Annotated in this window: 21 protein-coding genes; 10 read left to right on the plus strand and 11 right to left on the minus strand. The window is 66.9% G+C overall.

Translation table 11 applies throughout. The features are described from left to right. Nucleotides 1-33 precede the first annotated feature (33 nt). The 3 genes from BMZ21_RS13685 (at nt 34) to BMZ21_RS13695 (ending at nt 3558) form a co-directional block, all read left to right on the plus strand. Nucleotides 34-1923, plus strand: coding sequence for an ABC transporter permease (locus tag BMZ21_RS13685; RefSeq protein WP_425285445.1), 1890 nt, complete (start codon nt 34-36; stop codon nt 1921-1923). Further along, the gene (locus BMZ21_RS13690; RefSeq protein WP_091835039.1) at nt 1920-2681 is read left to right on the plus strand and encodes an ABC transporter ATP-binding protein; all 762 of its coding nucleotides are present in this window, start codon (nt 1920-1922) and stop codon (nt 2679-2681) included. The genes BMZ21_RS13685 and BMZ21_RS13690 overlap by 4 nt, the downstream gene beginning before the upstream one ends. Nucleotides 2682-2844: 163 nt before the next feature. After that, nucleotides 2845-3558, plus strand: a complete 714-nt coding sequence (locus BMZ21_RS13695) for an ABC transporter ATP-binding protein (protein WP_091835042.1) — start codon at nt 2845-2847, stop codon at nt 3556-3558. Between the two features lie 275 nt (nt 3559-3833). Here BMZ21_RS13695 and BMZ21_RS13700 read toward each other — a convergent pair whose 3' ends face one another. From BMZ21_RS13700 to BMZ21_RS13720, 5 genes are read right to left on the minus strand one after another with little or no spacing between them, the layout of a single operon-like run. Continuing rightward, complete coding sequence (locus tag BMZ21_RS13700) at nt 3834-4631, minus strand: MetQ/NlpA family ABC transporter substrate-binding protein (protein WP_091835045.1); 798 nt, start codon at nt 4629-4631, stop codon at nt 3834-3836. A gap of 43 nt (nt 4632-4674) precedes the next feature. Beyond that, nucleotides 4675-5340, minus strand: coding sequence for a methionine ABC transporter permease (locus BMZ21_RS13705; RefSeq protein ID WP_091835048.1), 666 nt, complete (start codon nt 5338-5340; stop codon nt 4675-4677). Further along, nucleotides 5330-6439 (minus strand): methionine ABC transporter ATP-binding protein, encoded by a 1110-nt coding sequence (locus BMZ21_RS13710; protein ID WP_091835051.1) that lies wholly within the window; start codon nt 6437-6439, stop codon nt 5330-5332. The genes BMZ21_RS13705 and BMZ21_RS13710 overlap by 11 nt, the downstream gene beginning before the upstream one ends. 7 nt (nt 6440-6446) lie before the next feature. Continuing rightward, nucleotides 6447-6641 (minus strand): hypothetical protein, encoded by a 195-nt coding sequence (locus BMZ21_RS13715; RefSeq protein WP_091835054.1) that lies wholly within the window; start codon nt 6639-6641, stop codon nt 6447-6449. An 11-nt stretch (nt 6642-6652) separates the two neighbouring features. Further along, a complete protein-coding gene (locus tag BMZ21_RS13720; RefSeq protein ID WP_091835058.1) occupies nt 6653-6892 on the minus strand; it encodes a hypothetical protein in 240 nt (79 codons plus the stop codon). Between the two features lie 466 nt (nt 6893-7358). Between BMZ21_RS13720 and BMZ21_RS13725 the strand changes: the two genes are divergently transcribed. After that, complete coding sequence (locus BMZ21_RS13725; RefSeq protein WP_091835061.1) at nt 7359-8069, plus strand: hypothetical protein; 711 nt, start codon at nt 7359-7361, stop codon at nt 8067-8069. A 3-nt stretch (nt 8070-8072) separates the two neighbouring features. Here the strand turns inward: BMZ21_RS13725 and BMZ21_RS13730 are convergent, their stop codons facing one another. Then, entirely contained in the window at nt 8073-8288 is a 216-nt protein-coding gene (locus tag BMZ21_RS13730; protein WP_091835064.1) for a hypothetical protein, read from the minus strand. A 121-nt stretch (nt 8289-8409) separates the two neighbouring features. On the opposite strand from BMZ21_RS13730, the gene BMZ21_RS13735 reads away from it, so the two are divergent. Next, nucleotides 8410-8796, plus strand: coding sequence for a SpoIIAA family protein (locus BMZ21_RS13735; RefSeq protein ID WP_091835068.1), 387 nt, complete (start codon nt 8410-8412; stop codon nt 8794-8796). Nucleotides 8797-8799: 3 nt separating this feature from the next. Here BMZ21_RS13735 and BMZ21_RS13740 read toward each other — a convergent pair whose 3' ends face one another. Further along, nucleotides 8800-9231 (minus strand): DUF2267 domain-containing protein, encoded by a 432-nt coding sequence (locus tag BMZ21_RS13740; protein ID WP_091835071.1) that lies wholly within the window; start codon nt 9229-9231, stop codon nt 8800-8802. 125 nt (nt 9232-9356) lie between these two features. Here BMZ21_RS13740 and BMZ21_RS13745 point away from each other — a divergent pair, with 125 nt between their 5' ends. Further along, nucleotides 9357-9653 carry a hypothetical protein gene (locus BMZ21_RS13745; protein ID WP_091835074.1) on the plus strand — a complete coding sequence of 99 codons (297 nt, stop codon included), beginning with the start codon at nt 9357-9359 and terminating at the stop codon, nt 9651-9653. A 315-nt stretch (nt 9654-9968) separates the two neighbouring features. On the opposite strand, the gene BMZ21_RS13750 is transcribed toward BMZ21_RS13745, so the two are convergent. After that, nucleotides 9969-10631, minus strand: coding sequence for a TetR/AcrR family transcriptional regulator (locus BMZ21_RS13750; RefSeq protein WP_244543839.1), 663 nt, complete (start codon nt 10629-10631; stop codon nt 9969-9971). Between the two features lie 174 nt (nt 10632-10805). On the opposite strand from BMZ21_RS13750, the gene BMZ21_RS13755 reads away from it, so the two are divergent. Genes BMZ21_RS13755 through BMZ21_RS13765 form a run of 3 tightly spaced genes read left to right on the plus strand, consistent with a single transcriptional unit; the run spans nt 10806 to nt 13787 of the window. Then, nucleotides 10806-11573 carry an SDR family NAD(P)-dependent oxidoreductase gene (locus BMZ21_RS13755; RefSeq protein WP_091835080.1) on the plus strand — a complete coding sequence of 256 codons (768 nt, stop codon included), beginning with the start codon at nt 10806-10808 and terminating at the stop codon, nt 11571-11573. A 10-nt stretch (nt 11574-11583) separates the two neighbouring features. After that, nucleotides 11584-12795 carry an acyl-CoA dehydrogenase family protein gene (locus BMZ21_RS13760; RefSeq protein WP_091835083.1) on the plus strand — a complete coding sequence of 404 codons (1212 nt, stop codon included), beginning with the start codon at nt 11584-11586 and terminating at the stop codon, nt 12793-12795. Beyond that, a complete protein-coding gene (locus BMZ21_RS13765; RefSeq protein WP_091835085.1) occupies nt 12792-13787 on the plus strand; it encodes a phosphotransferase family protein in 996 nt (331 codons plus the stop codon). The genes BMZ21_RS13760 and BMZ21_RS13765 overlap by 4 nt, the downstream gene beginning before the upstream one ends. Before the next feature lie 205 nt (nt 13788-13992). Here the strand turns inward: BMZ21_RS13765 and gyrB are convergent, their stop codons facing one another. Further along, nucleotides 13993-16431 (minus strand): DNA topoisomerase (ATP-hydrolyzing) subunit B, encoded by a 2439-nt coding sequence (gyrB, locus tag BMZ21_RS13770; protein WP_091835087.1) that lies wholly within the window; start codon nt 16429-16431, stop codon nt 13993-13995. 118 nt (nt 16432-16549) lie between these two features. Continuing rightward, nucleotides 16550-18388: a DNA helicase RecQ gene (gene recQ / locus BMZ21_RS13775; protein ID WP_091835090.1), complete on the minus strand. Its 1839-nt coding sequence runs from the start codon at nt 18386-18388 to the stop codon at nt 16550-16552. Nucleotides 18389-18517: 129 nt separating this feature from the next. Between recQ and BMZ21_RS13780 the strand changes: the two genes are divergently transcribed. Continuing rightward, nucleotides 18518-19033: a hypothetical protein gene (locus tag BMZ21_RS13780; protein WP_143079708.1), complete on the plus strand. Its 516-nt coding sequence runs from the start codon at nt 18518-18520 to the stop codon at nt 19031-19033. A gap of 7 nt (nt 19034-19040) precedes the next feature. Here BMZ21_RS13780 and BMZ21_RS13785 read toward each other — a convergent pair whose 3' ends face one another. Beyond that, nucleotides 19041-19601, minus strand: a complete 561-nt coding sequence (locus BMZ21_RS13785) for an NADPH-dependent FMN reductase (protein ID WP_091835096.1) — start codon at nt 19599-19601, stop codon at nt 19041-19043. Between the last annotated feature and the right edge of the window lie 73 nt (nt 19602-19674).

Genomic DNA, 19674 nt, shown 5'->3' on the forward strand with positions numbered 1-19674 from the left:
CCTTTTTCGGTTGTTTCGACGGAACCTCGCATGATCGATCTGATCTTCGCGCAGACGCTCAACGGCTTGGCCTCGGCCTCGTCGCTCTTTCTCGTCGCCTGCGGGCTGTCGATCATCTTCGGCGTGACGCGGATCGTGAATTTCGCGCACGGCTCCTTCTACATGCTGGGCGCCTATCTCGCCTTCACGCTGGTTTCGCGCTTCGGGCCGGCCGATGCGCTCGGCTTCTGGGGCGGCGTGCTGCTGGCGGCTGTCATCGTCGCGGCACTCGGCGCGCTCGTGGAGATCGTGATCCTGCGCCGGATCTACCAGGCGCCGGAGCTGTTCCAGCTGCTCGCCACTTTCGGCCTGGTGCTGATGGTGCAGGACATCGCGCTCGGCATCTGGGGGCCGGAGGACAAGCTCGGCCCGCGCGCGCCCGGCTTCAAGAGCTTCGTCGTGCTGATGGGCAGCCGCTTCCCGAGCTACGAGCTCTTCCTGATCGTGGTCGGGCCGATCATGCTCGGCCTGCTCTGGTTCCTGTTCCAGAAGACGCGCTGGGGCACGCTGGTCCGCGCCGCGACGCAGGACCGCGAGATGGTCGGCGCCCTCGGCGTCAACCAGCGCCTGCTCTTCACCTCGGTCTTCGCCTTCGGCGCCGGCCTTGCCGCCCTCGGCGGCGCGCTGCAGCTGCCGCGCGAGGCCGTGAACCTGCACATGGACCTCTCGATGATCTCGGAGGCCTTCGTCGTCGTGGTGGTCGGCGGGCTCGGCAGCGTCACCGGCGCCTATCTCGCAGCCGTGCTGATCGGCATCATCCACGCCTTCGGCATCCTGGTCTTCCCGAAGATCACGCTGGTGCTGGTCTTCCTGGTGATGGCCGTCGTCCTGGTGATCAAGCCCTACGGGCTGATGGGCAAGCGCCCGGTCGGAACCGCCCATGCCCATGGCCCGGTCGAGCCGCTGCTGCTGCCGGCCAGCGCGAACGTCAAGCTGATCGGCCTCGCGGCGCTCGCCGTGCTGCTGCTCGCCCCCTTCATCGTCGCCGACCACTGGCTGCTGACGCTGACCGAGCTCTCGATCTTCGCGCTGTTCGCGGCGTCGCTGCACTTCATGATGGGCCCCGGCGGCATGGCTTCCTTCGGGCACGCCGCCTATTTCGGGCTGGGTGCCTATGGCGCGGCGCTGGCGGTTAAATGGCTGGGCATGCCGATGCTGCCGGCGCTCGCCTTCGCGCCCTTCCTCGCCGGCATCGCCGGCTTCGTCTTCGGCTGGTTCTGCGTGCGGCTGTCGGGCGTCTATTTGGCCATGCTGACGCTCGCCTTCGCCCAGATCGCCTGGGCGACCGCCTTCCAATGGGTCGACGTCACCGGCGGCGACAACGGTATTCTCGGTGTCTGGCCGGCGGCCTGGGCGAGCTCGAAACTGGTCTACTACTATCTCGCGCTCGCGATCTGCGTCGCCGCGATCCTCTGCCTTCGCGTCGTGGTCTTCGCGCCCTTCGGCTATGCCTTGCGGGCCGGCCGCGACAGTCCTCTCCGGGCCGAGGCGATCGGCCTGCCGGTGATGCGCATCCAGTGGATCGCCTTCATCATAGCGGCCTTCGCTGCCGGCATCGCCGGCGCCTTGTTCGCCTTCTTCAAGGGCTCGGTCTTCCCGACCTATCTGGCGATCCCGCGCTCCGTCGACGGCCTGCTGATGGTGCTGCTCGGGGGCGTCCAGACCGTGTCGGGCCCGATCGTCGGCGCCTTCGCCTATATGGGCCTGCAGGAGCAGTTGATGAAGGCGACGATGTACTGGCGCTTCGTGCTCGGCGCCTCGATCGTCCTGCTCGTCATCCTGTTCCCGCGCGGGCTGGTCGGCACCGCCCTCGCCTTCGCCGAACGGCGGCGCGAGGCCGAGCCTGCCACGCACGTCGCCGCCACGCCGGAGCCCGCCCGATGAGCCCGGTTCTCGAAGTCCGCAATCTCGGCAAATCCTTCGGCGGCGTGCGCGCCGTCGACGATGTCAGCTTCTCGGTCGAGGCCGGTAAGCTGCTGGCGCTGATCGGCCCGAACGGCGCCGGCAAGACCACCTGCTTCAACATGCTGAACGGCCAGCTCCCCTCCGACCGCGGCGAGGTGATCTTCGACGGCAAGACAATCACCGGCCTCAAGCCGCGCGAGGTCTGGCGGCTCGGCGTCGGCCGTACCTTCCAGATCACCGCGACCTTCGCCTCGATGAGCGTACGCGAGAACGTGCAGATGGCGCTGATCTCGCATGCCGGCGAGACCTGGACACTGTTCGGCCGGGCCAAGGACCGCCATGTCGCCGAGGCGGACGCGCTGCTTAGCCAAGTCGGCATGCTCGACCAGGCCGAGCGTGCCTGCGGCGTCCTCGCCTATGGTGACCTGAAGCGGGTCGAGCTCGCGGTCGCGATCGCCAACAAGCCAAAGCTTCTGCTGATGGACGAGCCGACCGCCGGCATGGCGCCGCGCGAGCGCATCGCGCTGATGGCGCTGACCGCCGAGATCGCCCGGGAGCGCGGCATCGCCGTCTTGTTCACCGAGCACGACATGGACGTGGTCTTCGCCCATTCCGACGCGATCCTGGTGCTCGACCGCGGCAAGCTGATCGCCAAGGGCCGTGCCGAGGAGGTCCGCAACGATCCGGCCGTGCGCGCGGTCTATCTCGGCTCCGGCGCGACCTCGGGAGGCCACTAGGAATGATCGTTTTCATTCATTCGCGCCGTCATCCCGGACGGAGCGCAGCGGAGATCCGGGATCCATTCCGGAGCTTAGCCGAGAGAGGTTCCGGAATGGGTCCCGGGTCTCCCTACGGTCGCCCGGGACGACCAAGCTTGTTTCGAACGGTGAGAAGCGAGCGATGACCCAACCCATGCTCGAGATCGAAGGCCTCAACGCCTATTACGGCCGCGCCCATATCCTGCACGGCGTCGGCTTCTCGATGGGGCGCGGCGAGGTGCTGGCCCTGATGGGCCGCAACGGCGCCGGCAAGTCGACCACGATGAAGGCAGTGATGGGGCTGGTGCCGCCGCAAGCCGGCCGCGTCACCTTCGAGGGGCACACCATCGTCGGCCGCGAGCCGTTCGAGATCGCCCGCCTCGGCATCGGCTATGTCCCGGAGGAGCGCCGCGTCTTCTCCGAACTCAGCGTGATGGAGAACCTCTCGGTGGCGCAGCGGCCCAAGCGCGAGGGTGCGCCGCACTGGACGCCGGAGCGGCTGTTCCAGCTCTTCCCCAATCTCGGGCGCATGCGCGACCGGCCGGGCGGGGCGATGTCGGGCGGGGAGCAGCAGATGCTGACCATCGCCCGTACACTGATGGGCAACCCCAAGCTCGTCCTGCTCGACGAGCCCTCGGAAGGCCTCGCCCCGGTCATCGTCGAAGAGATGGCCAAAACCATCCTGGCGCTGAAAGGCGAAGGGCTCTCGGTGCTGATCTCAGAGCAGAACCTGCACTTCGCCGGCTCGGTCGCCGACCGCGCCACCATCATCGAGAAGGGCCTGATCCGCTTCACCGGCACGATGGACGAGCTCAAGGCGGATGAGGCGGTCAGGGCGCAGTATCTGTCTGTGTGAGCGACCGAGCTGGCGGCGGCCCGCGCTGGCTCCTCCCTTCCCCCTTGTGGGGAAGGGTTTGGGATGGGGGTGGTGCCGCTTGGTGACCGGGGGCAGGAAGGAGGCTGGCAGCAGTGGTCGCGCTGTCAGCTCCTATCGATCGCTCCGGCTTTGCGACCCCCACCCCTGCCCCTCCCCACAAGGGAGGGGGGTAGCGCTCGCCCAAACGAAAAACCCCGGAAGCTTGCGCTTCCGGGGCAGGTGCCCGGCCGTGACGACGGCCTGGGGGAGGAGCCTTACCAGCCGGCGAGGACCGAGCCCTTGAAGCGCTCGGCGACGAAGGCCTTGATCTCGGGGGTGTGATAGGAGGCGAGCAGCGCCTTGACCCAGGGCTTGTCCTTGTCGGCCTCGCGCACCGCGATCAGGTTGACATAGGGACCCTTCGGATCCTCGCGCAGGATCGCCGAGGTCGGCTCGATCTTGGCGTCGACGGCATAGTTGGTGTTGATCGCGGCGGCAGCGACGTCGGCGAGCGAACGCGGCGTCTGGGCGGCCTCGATCTCGATGATCTTCAGCTTCTTCGGGTTGCTGACGATGTCGGCGACGGTCGGCTTGAAGCCGACGCCGTCCTTGAGCTTGATCACGCCCTTGTCCTGAAGCAGCAGCAGCGAGCGGCCGCCATTGGTCGGGTCGTTCTGGATCGCGACGGTGGTGCCATCAGGAACCTCGGCCCAGCTCTTGTACTTCGACGAGTAGATGCCGAGCGGGAAGTTCACGGTCAGGCCGACACTGACGATCTTGAAGCCGCGATCCTTCACCTGGTTGTCGAGATAGGGCTGGTTCTGGAAGGAGTTTGCCTCGAGCTCGCCGGCGGCCAGCGCCTGGTTCGGCACGACATAGTCGGAGAACTCGATGATCTTGAGGTCGAGCCCGTTCTTGGCGGCGATCGGTTTCACCTTCTCGAGAATCTCGGCATGCGGGCCGGGCGAGGCGCCGATGCGGACGACCTGGTTCTGCTGGGCGAGCGCCGGGGCGGCGATGACGAACGAAGCGGCAAGGCCGAGCGCGATGCGGCGGCTGACGAAGATGGACATAGTGGCTCCTTGGTGAACTGAACGGGTTGAAAAAGGAAAGCAATCAGGCGTGGCGCAGGCGCTTGTTGAGGCGGCGCGAAAGACGATCGCCGACGCTCTGCACGGTCTGGACGAGGACGATCAGCACGGCGACGACGATCGCCATCACATCCGGCATGAAGCGCTGATAGCCGTAGCGGATGCCGAGATCGCCCAGCCCGCCGCCGCCGACGGCGCCGACCATGGCCGAGAAGCCGAGCAGGCTGACCAGCGCCAGCGTCAGGCCGAGCACGATCGCCGGCAGCGCCTCGGGCACCAGCACCTTGCGGACGATCTGCAGCGGCGTCGCGCCCATCGAGCGGGCGGCCTCGACCAGGCCCTGATCGACCTCGCGGATCGCCGCCTCGATCAGGCGGGCAATGAAGGGCGTCGCTGCAACCGTCAGCGGCACGGTCGCGGCGAAGGTGCCGATCGAGGTGCCGGCGATCAGTCGGGTGAAGGGGATGATCGCGACGACCAGGATGATGAAGGGCGTCGAGCGCGTTGCGTTGACCAGCGCACCGAGCATGGCATTGACCGCAGGCGCCGCGAAGAGTTCGCCCTTCTTGCTGGTGGCGAGGAAGACGCCGAGCGGCAGGCCGAGAGCGGTGCCGAGGCCGGCGGCGATCGCGACCATCAGCAGCGTGTCGCCGGTCGCCTCGACGATCAGGCGGATGAGTTCAGGAGACATGGCCGACCAACTCCGCCTTGAGATCAAGGGATTTCAGCGCGCCGAAGACGGCGGCGAGCTCGGGCTCGCTCGCCGGCACCGAGACCAAGAGGCTGCCGAAGGGCTTGTCGCCGATCGCATCGATGCGGCCGGCGAGGATGTTGACGTCGACGCCGATCACGGCGCTGAGGCGGCTGATCACCGGCGTCGTCGCGTTCTCGCCGGTGAAGGCGATGCGCAGCACGGCGCTGTCGCCGGCCAGCGCCTGCTGATGAATGCGGCCGGCGAGGTATTCTGGGACCTCGACGCCGGTCACCGCCTCGACGAAGCTCGCCGTGGTCGGATGGCGCGGCTTGGTCATCACTTCGAAGGTCTCGCCCTCCTCGACGATGCGGCCGCCCTCAATCACCGCGACGCGGTCGCAGATCTCCTTGATCACCGGAATCTCGTGGGTGATCAAAAGGATGGTGATGCCGAGCTCGCGATTGACCTGCTTCAGCAGAGCCAGGATCGCGCGGGTCGTCTCGGGGTCGAGCGCCGAGGTCGCCTCGTCGCAGAGCAGCACCTTCGGCTCGGTCGCCAGCGCCCGGGCGATGCCGACCCGCTGCTTCTGGCCGCCGGACAGCTCGGCCGGATAGCGCTTGCGCTTGTCGGCGAGCCCGACCAGGTCCAGCAGGCGGCTGACCTGCGCCTCGATCTTCGCCCGCGGCACGCCGGCGATCTCCAGCGGCAGCGCGACATTGTCGAACACGGTGCGCGACGACAGCAGGTTGAAATGCTGGAAGATCATGCCGGTGGCGCGTCGGCGCTCGCGCCAGCCCGCCTCGGTCAGATTGGTGACGTCCTCGCCCTCGATCAGGATGCGGCCCGAGCTGGCGCGTTCCAGCCCGTTGACCAGGCGGATCAGCGTCGACTTGCCGGCGCCGGAGCGGCCGATCACGCCGACGATGCTGCCGCGCGGCACGACGAGGTCGATGCCGGCGAGCGCCGTCACCGGCTCCTGGCTGTCGCGGCCGGCAAAGGTCTTGCCAACTCCCTCGAAGCGAATGATCGCATCGGCGGGCGGCACTGGAAGGATGTCCTCGACGCGAAAGGCGCCGGGCTTCACGGGGGCGTTCATCATGTCCTCAGAAATGCGTGTGGCACGACCAGTGCGCAATGCCCAATTGCTCGAGCGTGACCTCGCGGATCGAGCGGCGGCGCTCCTCGGCGCCGAGCTCGGCCAAAGGCCGCTCCAGCCAGCGCGGCTCGCTTGGTTCGGCCGGCACGGCCCGCTCGAACCAGGCGGCGAATGCCGCGCGCAGTGTCTCGAACAGCGTCACCGAGGTGCTCCTCAGGCCGCCAAGCGCAGGCCGGGACGCGAACGGACGAGCTGGCGCGCTGCCAGTTCGGCCGCAACCGGCGTGGCGAAGCGCTGGCCTTCGAGCCGGTCGAAGGCGGCCGATGCCGAGATGAAGGTGAAGAAGCGCTCATCGGCGCCGCGGGCGACGAGGCCCGCCTGGGTTTCGCCGATCTCGATGACATAAGCCTGACGAGCCGGCGGGCTGGGAATGACCTGGGACTGGAACGACATGATGACCTTCGCCGCGTTACGGCGCCCTGTAGTACGGTGATGTCTGGATTGATGCCGCGGAACGGCGTCAGCGCTGGATCAGCGACAACAACACATCATCGAACGGACGATCGGTTCGACAGGGCGGAGAACGGAGCCGGTCATGTTCATCTCCTCAAGCTGGGGAGCCCACGACCACATCGTGGCGCTTTAGCGTTTGGTGACGCGGCGCAAGCTGCTCGCTCAAATCTCCGCGGCCATCGGTGACCCGACGACATCCGCAATCTAGGAAATGCCGTTCTGCATGTCAATCCAAACGTTCTTTTAAAGGTACGCACCGATCAGGAAGAGCCTTTCGTCGAACGGCAAGAGAAGGAAATTTTCTTTTCCGGCGCAGCCCATTCCTCCCTCGACGTAGAACAACATGCCATTCTGGCGTCGCGGGCCCGACCTGCTATCGTCCGCTCCGACTGAACGTGGGGATGGGATGAACGACAGGACGGACAGCGCCAGCAGCGCGGACGGCCGGATGACGGTGGCGGGCAGCACCTTCGTTCAGGACGTCGGCAGGCCGCTCGCCTTCACGGCCGACGGGCTCGTCGCGGTCTCCGGGCACGACTGGCGCGATGGCGTGCTGCATGATGCCGCCCTAATCGAGGGCCATGCCCGGCCGGATCGCGCGCGGATCGCCCGGATCGACCAGCCCGAACCGGCGCAGGACCTGTCTCTGACGATCCGCTCCTTCCCCGGGCAGAGCGCGCCGCTGCTGCGGCTGAGCCTGCCCGCCGGGGCACAGGGCGATCTCGACGACCGGCTCGCCGCCGAACTCTTCCTGCCGCAACCCTTGTTCGCAGCGCTGCGGCAGGATCTCATTGACGGACGCGCCGGTCATCTCTCCTTCGCCGCGACGACCAATCTCTGGCTGCGCGAGGGCAATGCGGACGAAGAACCGCCGGTCTTCCATCTCCCACCGGAGGCCGATGGCCGGCCGGCGCAGGCTCATGGCCGGGTGCACAGCATCAGCTGGCGCCCGCTGGACCCGGCTGGCGACCCGGCCTTTGTTGCGTCCGGGCAGCCCGATCAGGAAGCGGAGGAGCCGGAAGACCCGGTCTCCGAGCAGCTGCGGCGGATCAACTGGAGCCTGAAGCAGGTCCTGATCATCCTCGTCTTCCTGATGCTGATCATCGCGCTAAAATAGGGCTTACCCATCCTGAGAGCGCTTGTTCGCTTGCGTCTCGTAGACCTGCTCGTTCTCGATCCATTTGCCGTCGAGGCCGCGGCCGCGGTTGAGCTGCGTCTTGTCGCGATTGGAGAGCACCTTGTGGTCCTGAAGCGAGACCGGCCGCGTGCTCGTCGCCCCGGTGCCATCGCCCTTGCCCTTGATGCTCGGACCCAGCTTCCCGCCTGCATTGGCCATCATCGTCTCCTTTGCGTGCGTCGAGCCCCCTCGCATTGCCAACGCCGCGGCCCGGCGATGGTTCGCCTGCGAACTTAGCCCGCAGGCCTGCGTTGTTTCCGGTGCAGACCAGGAGGCGCCTATGCTCGACATCCTTCCCGCCGCCGACCATGTCGCGGCCTTTCGCATCACGGGGACGCTGTCGGAGCCGGATTTCGACAGGCTGATCGCCGAAATCGAGAGCAAGCTCGAACGCCACGAAAAACTAGGCATCCTCGCCGATCTCACCGGCTTCGAGGACATGACCTTTCGCGCCGGCCTCAAGGATGCGCGCTACGGCTTCGGCAAGCTGACGCAGCTCAGGCGCTTTCCGCGCGAGGCCGTGGTCACCGACAAGGGCTGGATCGAGACGCTGGTCGCGATCGCCAGCCCGCTCGTGCCCTTCGTCGAGGTCAGGAGCTTCAAACCGGGCGAGTTCGATGCAGCGCTCGCCTGGGCGAGCGAGATCGAGGGCGGGCCGAACGCCTGACCTTCAGGTTTCAGCAGGCAAAGCCCAGAACGCCCGCGCTTCCGGCGGCAAGGTGTCGAGCATGCGCGCGAAGGCGCGGCGATCGACATGCCGCCAGAGCGCGGCGGCGACATCCTCGATCGCGCTCTCCGGCAGAAAGCTGTGCTCGATGCGAAATCCCATCGCCTCGCGCGCCAGTTCCGCCCGCGGTGCGAAGGCCAGCGGCTCCTGCGCCGGGTCCCATTCGTAGAGGAACATCGCGCCGAGGAGCGGCGGCAGCGCCTGCGCGAAAGCGACCGCCTGCGGTACCGACAGGCGCGCCCGGAAGGTGACGAAGACGCCGAGCACCGAGTACCAGGTCTGATGAGTGGTCGCGTGGCCCAGCGTCTCGCGGGCATCGAGCAGGAAGCGTTCGAGGTCGCGCGAGGCGTGGACGAAGTCGGGCGGCAGGGGCATCTCGGCATCATAGCCTCGAAGGCCCGCGGCGGAAACCGGGCGAAGATGAACGCCAGCGAACTATTCCGTTCACGCGGAGTTCTGGACAGACCCGCTTTTATCGCGGCAACCAAAGGAGATACCCCATGCGACACCTTCTCATCGCCGCGGCGATAGCACTCGGCGCCGCCGGAACTCCGGCCGCCGCGAGCGAAACCTTCAGCGGCGCGGCCGCGCTCGACAAGGTCGAGGCGACCTATGTCCGGCACAACCGCGAGCACCGGATGTGGGAGATCCAGCGCAATATGGAACGCCAGCAGCGCTATGGCCGCCACCATCGCGGCTATGACCGCGGCTACGGCTACGGCCACCGTCGCGGCGGTCCGCCGCCTTGGGCCCCGGCCCATGGCCGCCGCCATCACGACCGTTACGACCGCTTCTGAGCGGTCGCCGCGCCCTTCGCCTCCCTGTCCCCCAGGGCGAAGGGCGCGGGAGTCTTCCTTGGCTCCCCTTGGGAAACAAGGCAGAAACCCAGGCGCTTTCCCCGCCCGCAGGCTCCTCCTGCGGGCGTTCTCGCATGTGGGGACAGCCGAGCGGCGCGCACAGGGATCGTAGCATTCCTACGTCGGTTCCCGACGCCCCCCGGGAACGAGGCGCAATCCTCGTCTGCAGGCGCCGCACGAGGATACGCGGTGCCTTGGGATCAAGGTGTCCGGAATCGCGCCCGGCCACTGCCTGTGCTGCGCCCAATGATCCTCCTATCCGGCAAGGGCGCCGGCGTGCCGAAGCTGGATCGCATGCTCCACGAATGCGCTGAGCGAATGTGCGAAGGCTTCCGCGGTAATGTGGCGGCGTCGATACTTGGAACGCTTGACGTACCAGTCCTGGAGCATCGGCTTGATCAAGGCCGCGCACATCTCGACATCGTCGATCTCGAACGTCCCGAGGGTTTTCCCCTCCGCCAGGATCTCGGCGAGGAGGCTCTCCGTCATGCGCTCAGCCGCGACGGCCATGGCGCGCGCCCGCGGCGGAAAACTCTTCGCTTGCATGTACGCGAAGATGAACCATGGCGACAGCGCCTCGGTCAGAGCGACATGGGAGGCAAGAAGCCAGCGAAGTCGCTCGACAGGCGGGAGCTCCTTGGGCGCATCGCCGAGCGTTTCCTCGACGACCTCGGACACGGTGCCGAGGATCATCAGCAGCAGGGTCTCCTTGGAGTCGAAGTAGGCATAGAGCGCTCCCATGCTCAGCCCGGCATGCTCGGACAGGTCGCGCAGACTCATCGAGTGAAAGCCGACCTGGTTGGCGAGGGTGAGCGTGCTGTCCAGGATTCGCGCCAGGCGTTTCGTCGCGACCTGCGGCTTCTTCACGCGCACGGTGTCCAGATGGCGCGCCAAGGTCCGCTCTGCCAGCGCCTCCATCGACAAGTCCAGGCGAATAGGAGGCATAACCGCGACTGGCGGAGATGGTCTCACGCTCCGCTCCTTCTCAAAGAGCCCGTTGCAAGGCCCCTATTGCAACATGCCGGCACCGATGTCTATAAAGCGAGCGCTCGCTCTATGAACCTAACGAAGCAAGATCGCGGAGAGACCCCGATGAGCTTCCACGCGTCGTTCCAGGGCCGTACGGTTCTGATAACTGGAGCCTCCCGAGGTCTCGGCGCGCATTTCTCCGAGATTCTGGCGGCCTCAGGTGCTCGGGTAGCCATGGCGGCTCGCCGAAGCGCTGATTGCCAAGCCCGCTGTGACCGTATCCGCGCGGCCGGGGGCGAGGCGCTGGCGATCAGTCTCGACGTGACGGAGCGTGCTTCGGCGGATGCCGCCATGGCCGCAGTGCTGGGCGCGTGGGGGCGCCTCGACATGCCGGTGAACAATCCGGGCGTCACCACCACGACGCCGCTACTCGATCAGGACGAAGCCTCCTGGACCCGCATCATGGACACCAATCTCAAAGGAGCCTTCATCGTCGGCCAGGCCGCGGCCCGTGTGATGGCCGCGGACGGGAAGGGAGGCAACATCGTCAATGTCGCTTCCATCCTCGGTGTCCGTGTCGCGGGACAGGTCGCAGCCTACAGCGCATCCAAGGCCGGACTTCTGCAGCTCACCAGGTCGATGGCGCTCGAATGGGCGCGTCACGGCATCCGGGCCAACGCGCTGTGCCCCGGTTATGTCGAGACGGATCTCAACCGCGAATTGTTTGCGAGCGAGGCCGGCAAGGCCCTGATCCGCCGCATTCCGACACGCCGGTTGGGACAGCTCTCGGACCTCGACGGGCCGCTTCTCTTCCTCTGCTCCGACGCCTCCGCCCATGTGACCGACGCCTCGATCGCGGTCGACGGCGGGCACCTCGTTTCCTCCCTCTGAGGGCTTCACCATGGATTTCAGCTTGCCTGCCGCAACCGAAGACATCCGCAGCCGCATCGCGCATTTCGTAGCGCGGGAGATCGTCCCGCTGGAGGCTGATCCGGCATCCTATGACGATCACGAGAACATCCGCCTCGATCTGCTCGACGCGATGCGCGCGAGGGCGCGCGCGGCAGGGCTGTGGTGTATTCAACTGGCGCCCGAGCACGGTGGCCTCGGCCTCGGCCGCGTCGGCATGGCGGCCTGCTACGAAGAGATGAACCGCTCCATCTTCGGGCCGGCGATCTTCAACTCGGCGGCTCCCGACGACGGCAACATGATGGTGCTGGAGAAGGTCGCGACCCCTGCGCAGAAGGCCCGCTGGCTCGCGCCGATCGCGCGTGGCGAGGTGCGCTCGGCGTTCGCCATGACCGAACCCCATCCCGGCAGCGGCTCGGATCCATCGATGATGCTGACAAGGGCAGAACGGCAGGCGGACGGCTCCTATCGCATCTACGGCCGCAAATGGTTCATCACGGGTGCCGCGGAGGCCGCCCATTTCATCGTGATGGCCCGCACCTCGGACGACGCCCGGAAGGGTTTGACCGCCTTCCTTTTCCACCGGGATCAACCGGGCTGGCGCATCCTTCGGCGCATTGCGATCATGGGGCCGGAAGAACATGGCGGGCATTGCGAGCTGGAGTTCGACGGCCTGACGATCTCCCCCGAAGATGTGCTGATGGGCGAAGGCGACGGGCTCAAGGTCACGCAAATTCGTCTGGGCCCGGCGCGGCTCACCCATTGCATGCGCTGGCTCGGCCTCGCCAGGAGATGCGTCGAGATCGCCCGCGCCTACGCCGTCGAACGGCACAGCTTCGGAGTGGCCTTGGCGGAGCGGGAAAGCGTGCAGATGAAGCTCGGCCAGGCCGCCATGAGCATCGAGATCGGCAGGCTCCTGACAATGAAGGCGGCATGGGAGCTGGACCGCGGCAATCTCGCCCGCAAGGAAATCTCCATGGCAAAGATCCAGGCGGCCAACACGCTGCATCAGGCCGCCGACATGGCTATTCAGATCAACGGTGCACGCGGTTATTCCCGCGATACCGTGCTGGAATGGATCTATCGCTACGCACGCCAGGCACGCCTGGTGGACGGGGCGGACGAGGTCCACCAGATGGTGCTGAACCGCTTCCTGTCGCAGGAGAAGGCCGACTTCTGGCGCTGGCCGGTGGCGGCGCCATGAGCTTCGATCTGGACAGGCTCGATGCCTTCATGCGCCGCGCGCTGCCGGAGCTCGAAGGACCGATGCGGCTTGAGCCGATCTCCGGCGGTCAGTCGAACCCCACCTTCTTCCTGACCTACGACAATCGCCGGCTGGTCCTGCGCAAGCAGCCCGCGGGCGAGCTCTTGCCCTCGGCCCATGCCGTGGACCGGGAGCACCGCATCATCAGCGCGCTGAAGGACAGCGGCGTGCCCGTCCCCCCGGCATTGCTCTATTGCGACGACCGGGCCGTGGTCGGCACCCCGTTCTACCTCATGGAGCGCCTGGACGGCCGCGTCTTCCACGATTGCACCCTGCCCGGTGTGTCGCCGCAGGAGCGAGGCGCCATGTACGCCGCGATGGCACGCACGCTCGCCGCCCTGCACAATGTCGATTTTGCTGGCGTGGGCCTCGGTGACTATGGCCGCCCCGGCAACTACTTCATCAGACAGGTGAGCCGCTGGAGTCGGCAATGGGCGGACATCCGCACACGGGACGATGCTGACGTCGACCGTCTCATCGCCTGGCTGCCACAATATATCCCCTCGGACGATGCCACCTCGATCGTCCACGGGGACTACCGCATCGGGAACCTGATGTTCCATCCGACCGAGCCGCGTATCGTGGCCCTGCTGGACTGGGAGCTCTCCACCCTCGGCCACCCGCTGGCGGATCTGGCTCACAGCGCGATGGCCTGGGTTTCTGCTCCCGACGAATATGGCGGTATTCGAGGGCTCGATCTTCCGACGCTAGGGATCCCTTCGCTGGAGAGCTATCTGGCGGCCTATGACGGCGAAGCGCGCCACGGCGTCAGGCTCGACACCTTTCACATGGTCTTCGCGCTGTTCCGCTGGTCGATGATCTTCGAGGGCATTGCCGCACGCGCCAGGACCGGAACGGCCAATGCAGCCGACGCCGCTGGGACGGGGCGTTTGGCAGCCGCCTTCGCCAGCCGTGCCGCTGAACTGATCTAGCCGAAACACTGAACGGCTTCGTATGCGAAACAAAGTCTGGATCGCCAGCGGGACGATCGGTCTATGGGGCCCGGACCACTTCGTCGTCTACTATCGCGACGGCCAAGTCCAGCAGCCCGGCATCGTCATCCCCGGCGATGCTAAGGGGAAGCATCGCGCCGATCAGCGATGATCCCCTCGTCAGCCTGCCAGCCGGACATGCCCCTCAGGTATCGACCGTCGCGTTCAGCGCATTAGTCTGGATGAATTCGCGGCGCGGTTCGACCACGTCGCCCATCAGCTTGACGAAGAGGTCGTCGGCCTCGTCGTTCTGGTCGTTCTTGACGCGCAGCAGCGAACGCACGTCGCGGTCGAGCGTCGTCTCCCAGAGCTGGTCGGGGTTCATCTCGCCGAGGCCCTTGTAGCGCTGCAGCGAAACGCCCTTCTTGCCGATGGCGTTGATCGCGTCGAACAGGTCGCTCGGGCCGTTGACGACATGGTCGTCGCCTTTGCGGCTGAGCACGCCCGGCTTGGCATAGGCCTCCTGCAAGGAGACGGCTGCGGCGTCGAGCTTGCGCGCTTCGGCGCTGGCGAGAAGTCCAGCATCGAGCGAGACGACCTGCTTCACGCCGCGCACCAGCCGCGAGAAGGTGAAGCCGCCATCGGCGGCCCTGCCCTCCCAGCCGCGCTCGATCTCGTCCGAGATCGCATCGAGCCGGCGCGCGACATAGGCCGCCGCCTCGGCGAGCTCGGCCTCGCTGCGCTCGCCCTGCGGGCGCAGAGCGCCAGCGATCGCGGTCTGCTCGACGACGCGCCGGTCATAGCGCGAATGCAGCTGAGACAGCGTGTGGCGGACGTTGCGGGCTTCCTCGATCAGGGCGCGCAGGTCGGGACCGCCGCGCTCAGCTCCGTCGCCGGTGCGGAAGACGGCGCCGTCGAGCGCTGAATCGACCAGGTAGTCCTCGAGCGCGCGCTCGTCCTTGAGATAGGTCTGCGACTTGCCGCGCGCCGCCTTGTAGAGCGGCGGCTGGGCGATGAAGAGGTGGCCGCGGTCGATCAGCTCCGGCATCTGCCGATAGAAGAAGGTCAGCAGCAGGGTACGGATATGGGCGCCGTCGACATCGGCGTCGGTCATGATGATGATCTTGTGGTAGCGCAGCTTCTCGATGTTGAAGGCGCTCGAGTCCTTCTCGTCGCGCCCGATACCGGTGCCGAGCGCCGTGATCAGGGTGCCGACCTGGTCGGAGGACAGCATCTTGTCGAAGCGCGCGCGCTCGACGTTCAAGATCTTGCCGCGGAGCGGCAGGACGGCCTGGTACTCGCGGGCCCGGCCCTGCTTGGCCGACCCACCGGCCGAATCACCCTCGACGATGAAGATCTCGGACTTCGCCGGATCCCTCTCCTGGCAATCAGCCAGCTTGCCTGGAAGCGAGGCGATGTCGAGCGCGCCCTTGCGGCGGGTGAGGTCGCGCGCCTTGCGGGCGGCCTCGCGGGCGGCGGCGGCCTCGGCCACCTTGCCGACGATGGTCTTGGCCTCGTTCGGATGCTCTTCGAGCCAGGTCGAGAGCGCCTGGTTGACGACGTTCTCGACGACCGGGCGGACCTCCGAGGAAACCAGCTTGTCCTTGGTCTGCGAGGAGAACTTCGGATCCGGCACCTTGACCGAGACGATCGCGGTCAGGCCCTCGCGGCAATCGTCGCCGGTCAGCGAGACCTTTTCCTTCTTCGAAATGCCGGACGTCTCGGCATAGCCGGTGACCTGCCGCGTCAGCGCGGCGCGGAAGCCGGCAAGATGGGTGCCGCCATCGCGCTGCGGGATGTTGTTGGTGAAGCAGAGCACGTTCTCGTGGTAGCTGTCGTTCCACCACAGGGCGACGTCGACGGTGATGCCGTCCTTCTCGTTCGAGAGCATCACCGGCTTGGAGATGATCGGCGTCTTGGCGCGATCGAGATAGCGCACGAAGGCTTCGACGCCGCCTTCGTACATCAATTCCTCGCGCACGACCTCGGCATGGCGGGCATCGGTCAGCACGATGCGCACGCCCGAGTTCAGGAATGCGAGCTCACGCAGCCGGTGCTCGAGCGTCTTGTAGTCGAACTCGATCATCGTGAAGGTTTCTTGGGAGGGCGTGAACGTCACCTCCGTGCCGCGCTTGTCCCCGGCCGGGCCGACGACGGCGAGCGGGGCAACAGCATCGCCATGGCGGAACTCCATGAAATGCTCGTTGCCGCCGCGCCAGATCCGGAGCTTCAGCGAGATCGAGAGCGCGTTGACGACCGAGACGCCGACGCCGTGCAGGCCGCCCGAGACCTTGTAGGAGTTCTGGTCGAATTTACCGCCGGCATGGAGCTGGGTCATGATGACCTCGGCCGCCGAGATGCCTTCCTCGCTGTGGATATCGGTCGGAATGCCGCGGCCATTGTCGGTGACGGTGACCGAGCCGTCGGCGTTCAGCGTCACCGTGACGAGGTCGGCATGGCCGGCGAGCGCCTCGTCGATGGCGTTGTCGACGACTTCGTAGACCATATGGTGCAGGCCCGAGCCGTCATCGGTGTCGCCGATATACATGCCGGGGCGCTTGCGCACCGCATCCAGGCCCTTGAGAACCTTGATGGAATCGGCGCAATAGGCGGCATCCTCGAGGTCGCGGGCAGAATCGCTCATGATGGGGTCCTTCGGCGGGGGAGTAGTCGCCCGCGATGATCTTGATTCGTCAGGAGAATATAGTGCTTCAGGATGGCTTTTTCACGTGCGTGCGCGTACGTACGCGGGAGTCGCTGATTTAGCCAGTGAATGTCGCGATCGCATCCAGGAAAACCTCGCCGTATTGGGTGAGTTTGCGTTCGCCGACCCCTTCGATCGCGCGCATCTGGTCGAGGCCGAGCGGACGCTCGCGCGCCATGGCGATCAGCGTCCGGTCGGTGAAGATGATGTAGGCGGCGACGCCTTCCTCGCGCGCGATGCTCAGCCTGAGCTGGCGCAGATGCTCGAACAGGGCGGCGGTGTCGCCATCGAGCCCGTCGGCGCGCGCTGCCTCGCGCTGGCCGCGGCGCGAGCGCCGTTCCGCGAGCGGGTCGACACGCAGCGCGATCGGCTCGCGCCCGAACAGGATATCCTCGCCCTTCCCGGTCAGGCAGAAGCCGCCATGCTCGGTGCTGGCCTCGGCGAGCGCGCCGGCGGCGAACAGCTTGCGGGCCATCGCCATCCAGGCCCCCTTGGGCTTGTCGTTGCCGACGCCGAAGGTCTTCAGGCCGTCATGGTTCTGGCGCCGGATCGCCTCCGTCTGGGTCCCGGTCAGGATGTCGGCGAGATGGCCGGCGCCGTAGCGCTGGCCGGAGCGGATCACCGCCGAGAGCAGTTTTCGCGCATCGAGCGTCGCGTCGGCGAGCTCGGGCGCGGTCGGCCCGCAGAGATCGCAGCGGAACTGCGCCTCACCGTGCCGGCAGGGAGCGACCTCCTCGCCGAAATAGGACAGGAGCGCCGAGCGCCGGCACAGCGCCGATTCGCACAGGTCGATCATCGCGTTGAGGCGCTTGTGCTCGATACGGCGGCGCTCCTCGTCGATCTGCTTCTCGTCGATCTGGCGGCGACGCAGCGCCATGTCGTCGACGCCGTAGAGGGTCAGCGTATCAGCCGGCAGCCCGTCGCGGCCGGCGCGGCCGATCTCCTGGTAATAGCTCTCGATCGAGCCCGGCATGTCGGCATGGACGACGAAGCGCACATCGGGCTTGTTGATGCCCATGCCGAAGGCGATGGTGGCGCAGACGACGACGCCGTCTTCCTGCAGGAAGATGTCCTGGTTGCGGTTGCGCTCCGCCTGCTCCAGCCCGGCATGGTAGGGGTAGGCCTTCCAGCCCTTTTCGCTGAGACCCTGCGCCAGCCGCTCGGTACGGCCGCGCGAGGAGCAGTAGACGATGCCGGAGCCGCCGCGATGGACCTTCAGGAAGTCGTCGATCTGCCGGCGCGGCTGATCCTTCGGCGCGAAGGCGAGCTTCAGGTTTGGCCGGTCGAAGGAATGGACGACGAGGTGCGGCGGCGCCGGGAAGAGCTGCTGGGCGATGTCATCGCGCGTCTGGCGGTCGGCGGTCGCCGTGAGCGCCGTCACCGGAACGTCGCCGAGCGCCTCGCGCACCTTCGAGAGCAGACGATATTCCGGGCGGAAGTCGTGGCCCCATTGCGAGACGCAATGCGCCTCGTCGATGGCCAGCCGTGTCACGCCGAGGCGGCGCAGGCGGGCGACGAGGCCCTCGCCGGCCAGACGCTCGGGCGAGACGAAGAGGAGCCGCAGCTCGCCGGAATTGAGCTTGTCCCAGGCCTGGGCCGCCTCGGCCTCGCTGTTCATCGAGTTGAGCGAGGCGGCGGCGACGCCGGCGCGCACCAATTGGCCGACCTGGTCGCGCATCAGCGCGATCAGCGGCGAAACCACCAGCGTCAAACCGCCGGTGACCAGCGCCGGCAGCTGGTAGCACATCGACTTGCCCGAGCCGGTCGGCATCACCGCGAAGACGTCGCGGCCGGCGAGCGCGGCCTCGATCACCTCCCATTGCCCGGGGCGGAAATCGTCATAGCCGAAGGCCGACTTCAGGATCGCGCGGGCTTCTGATTCGCGGGGCGATGACATGTGGAGGATGTGCCGGATTCGGAGCACAATGGCCAGCCATTGCGCGATTCCATCCCCGGTTCGCACAAGCCGGGCGGATCGGCCGTGGCCCGCGCCTCACGCTGCGGCAATCCGGCAAGGAGAGCCATGATGCGCCCGTTCCTGACTGCTGCCATCTGTTGCCTCGCCACGATCGTGCAGGCCCGGCCGCTCGAACGCGAGCTGCCGCCGGCGAAGGCCGCCTGCTGGGAGCGGACCTATGATGCCGCCCATCTCGCCAGCCACCCGCAGCAGAAGGTCACGCGGATCCGCCTCGTCCATCTGCCGCAGAACTGGGCCGAAGCCGGCCAGGGCGGCTTCTACGTCGCGCTCTATCTCAACCTGCGCCAGCGCGTGAAGGCCGATCAGCGCTTCGACTACCAGCTCGGCGGCATCTGCAAGCCGGCCGGGCAGACGCTGCGCTGCGTGCCGGAATGGGAGGCCGGCAACTGGCGGATCGAGCGCGGCCCGAACGGCACGCTCGACATCCGCAATGCCGGCATCATCGCCAATCCCAACCCTTACGATGCCGAGGAGATCGCCGACGGCGCCGCGCGGATTCCCGCCAGGCCCGATGACGGGCTCTGGCGCCTGTCGCCGGCGAGCGGGCCGTGCGGGATAGAGTAACCGCGCCCTAAGGATGCAGCGCCGCGACCTTCACCAGCCGGGCCACCATCTTGTCGCGCATGCCCTTCAGGCGCTTGTCGGTGAAGTCGCCATCCTCGCCATAGGCCTTGTCGGCTCCGTTGACCGCGAGCATGTCCGGCACGAGCAGCGCGCCGAAGCCGAGCTCGAGGACGGTGCGCAGCTGGGTCAGGCAGCGATAGGTGCCAAGATTGCCGGCAGAGGCGCCACCGATCGCGACGGTCTTTCCGCGCAGCCCGGGGCCGCCGGAGCGGACAATGCTGATCCAGTCGAGCGCGTTCTTCAGTGCCGGCGGATAGCCGGAATTGTATTCGGGGCTGGCTATGAAGAGCCCGTCATGGCCATCGACCAGCGCCGCCAGCGCCTTCGCCTCGGCAGGCGGATCGTTGTCATAGGCACGGGCGTCGATGAGCGGCAGCGGGTAGTCGCCGAGCGAGATCTGCGTCACCTCGGCTCCGGCATCCTGCAGATTCCTCGCGATCAGGGTTGCGAGCCGGGTATTCATCGAACCCGGGCGCCAGGAGCCGGCGAAGACGAGGATTTTTGGCATGGTCACTCCGACTTGATAACCGGACTGCTGGGTCCGGCGTTCTCAGTTCGTGATGTCGGAGTGAGGCAGGGCC

This window comes from Allobosea lupini, assembly GCF_900109525.1.
In the GTDB taxonomy this organism is placed as follows: domain Bacteria; phylum Pseudomonadota; class Alphaproteobacteria; order Rhizobiales; family Beijerinckiaceae; genus Allobosea; species Allobosea lupini.

Excerpts from the sequence above, each read along its gene's own strand:
- BMZ21_RS13690 (WP_091835039.1), top strand. The coding sequence starts at position 1,920 with ATGAGCCCGGTTCTCGAAGTCCGCAATCTCGGCAAATCCTTCGGCGGC.
- BMZ21_RS13695 (WP_091835042.1), top strand. The coding sequence starts at position 2,845 with ATGACCCAACCCATGCTCGAGATCGAAGGCCTCAACGCCTATTACGGC.
- BMZ21_RS13700 (WP_091835045.1), bottom strand. The coding sequence starts at position 4,631 with ATGTCCATCTTCGTCAGCCGCCGCATCGCGCTCGGCCTTGCCGCTTCG.
- BMZ21_RS13705 (WP_091835048.1), bottom strand. The coding sequence starts at position 5,340 with ATGTCTCCTGAACTCATCCGCCTGATCGTCGAGGCGACCGGCGACACG.
- BMZ21_RS13710 (WP_091835051.1), bottom strand. The coding sequence starts at position 6,439 with ATGAACGCCCCCGTGAAGCCCGGCGCCTTTCGCGTCGAGGACATCCTT.
- BMZ21_RS13720 (WP_091835058.1), bottom strand. The coding sequence starts at position 6,892 with ATGTCGTTCCAGTCCCAGGTCATTCCCAGCCCGCCGGCTCGTCAGGCT.
- BMZ21_RS13725 (WP_091835061.1), top strand. The coding sequence starts at position 7,359 with ATGAACGACAGGACGGACAGCGCCAGCAGCGCGGACGGCCGGATGACG.
- BMZ21_RS13730 (WP_091835064.1), bottom strand. The coding sequence starts at position 8,288 with ATGGCCAATGCAGGCGGGAAGCTGGGTCCGAGCATCAAGGGCAAGGGC.
- BMZ21_RS13735 (WP_091835068.1), top strand. The coding sequence starts at position 8,410 with ATGCTCGACATCCTTCCCGCCGCCGACCATGTCGCGGCCTTTCGCATC.
- BMZ21_RS13740 (WP_091835071.1), bottom strand. The coding sequence starts at position 9,231 with ATGCCCCTGCCGCCCGACTTCGTCCACGCCTCGCGCGACCTCGAACGC.
- BMZ21_RS13745 (WP_091835074.1), top strand. The coding sequence starts at position 9,357 with ATGCGACACCTTCTCATCGCCGCGGCGATAGCACTCGGCGCCGCCGGA.
- BMZ21_RS13750 (WP_244543839.1), bottom strand. The coding sequence starts at position 10,631 with ATGGAGGCGCTGGCAGAGCGGACCTTGGCGCGCCATCTGGACACCGTG.
- BMZ21_RS13755 (WP_091835080.1), top strand. The coding sequence starts at position 10,806 with ATGAGCTTCCACGCGTCGTTCCAGGGCCGTACGGTTCTGATAACTGGA.
- BMZ21_RS13760 (WP_091835083.1), top strand. The coding sequence starts at position 11,584 with ATGGATTTCAGCTTGCCTGCCGCAACCGAAGACATCCGCAGCCGCATC.
- BMZ21_RS13765 (WP_091835085.1), top strand. The coding sequence starts at position 12,792 with ATGAGCTTCGATCTGGACAGGCTCGATGCCTTCATGCGCCGCGCGCTG.
- gyrB (WP_091835087.1), bottom strand. The coding sequence starts at position 16,431 with ATGAGCGATTCTGCCCGCGACCTCGAGGATGCCGCCTATTGCGCCGAT.
- recQ (WP_091835090.1), bottom strand. The coding sequence starts at position 18,388 with ATGTCATCGCCCCGCGAATCAGAAGCCCGCGCGATCCTGAAGTCGGCC.
- BMZ21_RS13780 (WP_143079708.1), top strand. The coding sequence starts at position 18,518 with ATGCGCCCGTTCCTGACTGCTGCCATCTGTTGCCTCGCCACGATCGTG.
- BMZ21_RS13785 (WP_091835096.1), bottom strand. The coding sequence starts at position 19,601 with ATGCCAAAAATCCTCGTCTTCGCCGGCTCCTGGCGCCCGGGTTCGATG.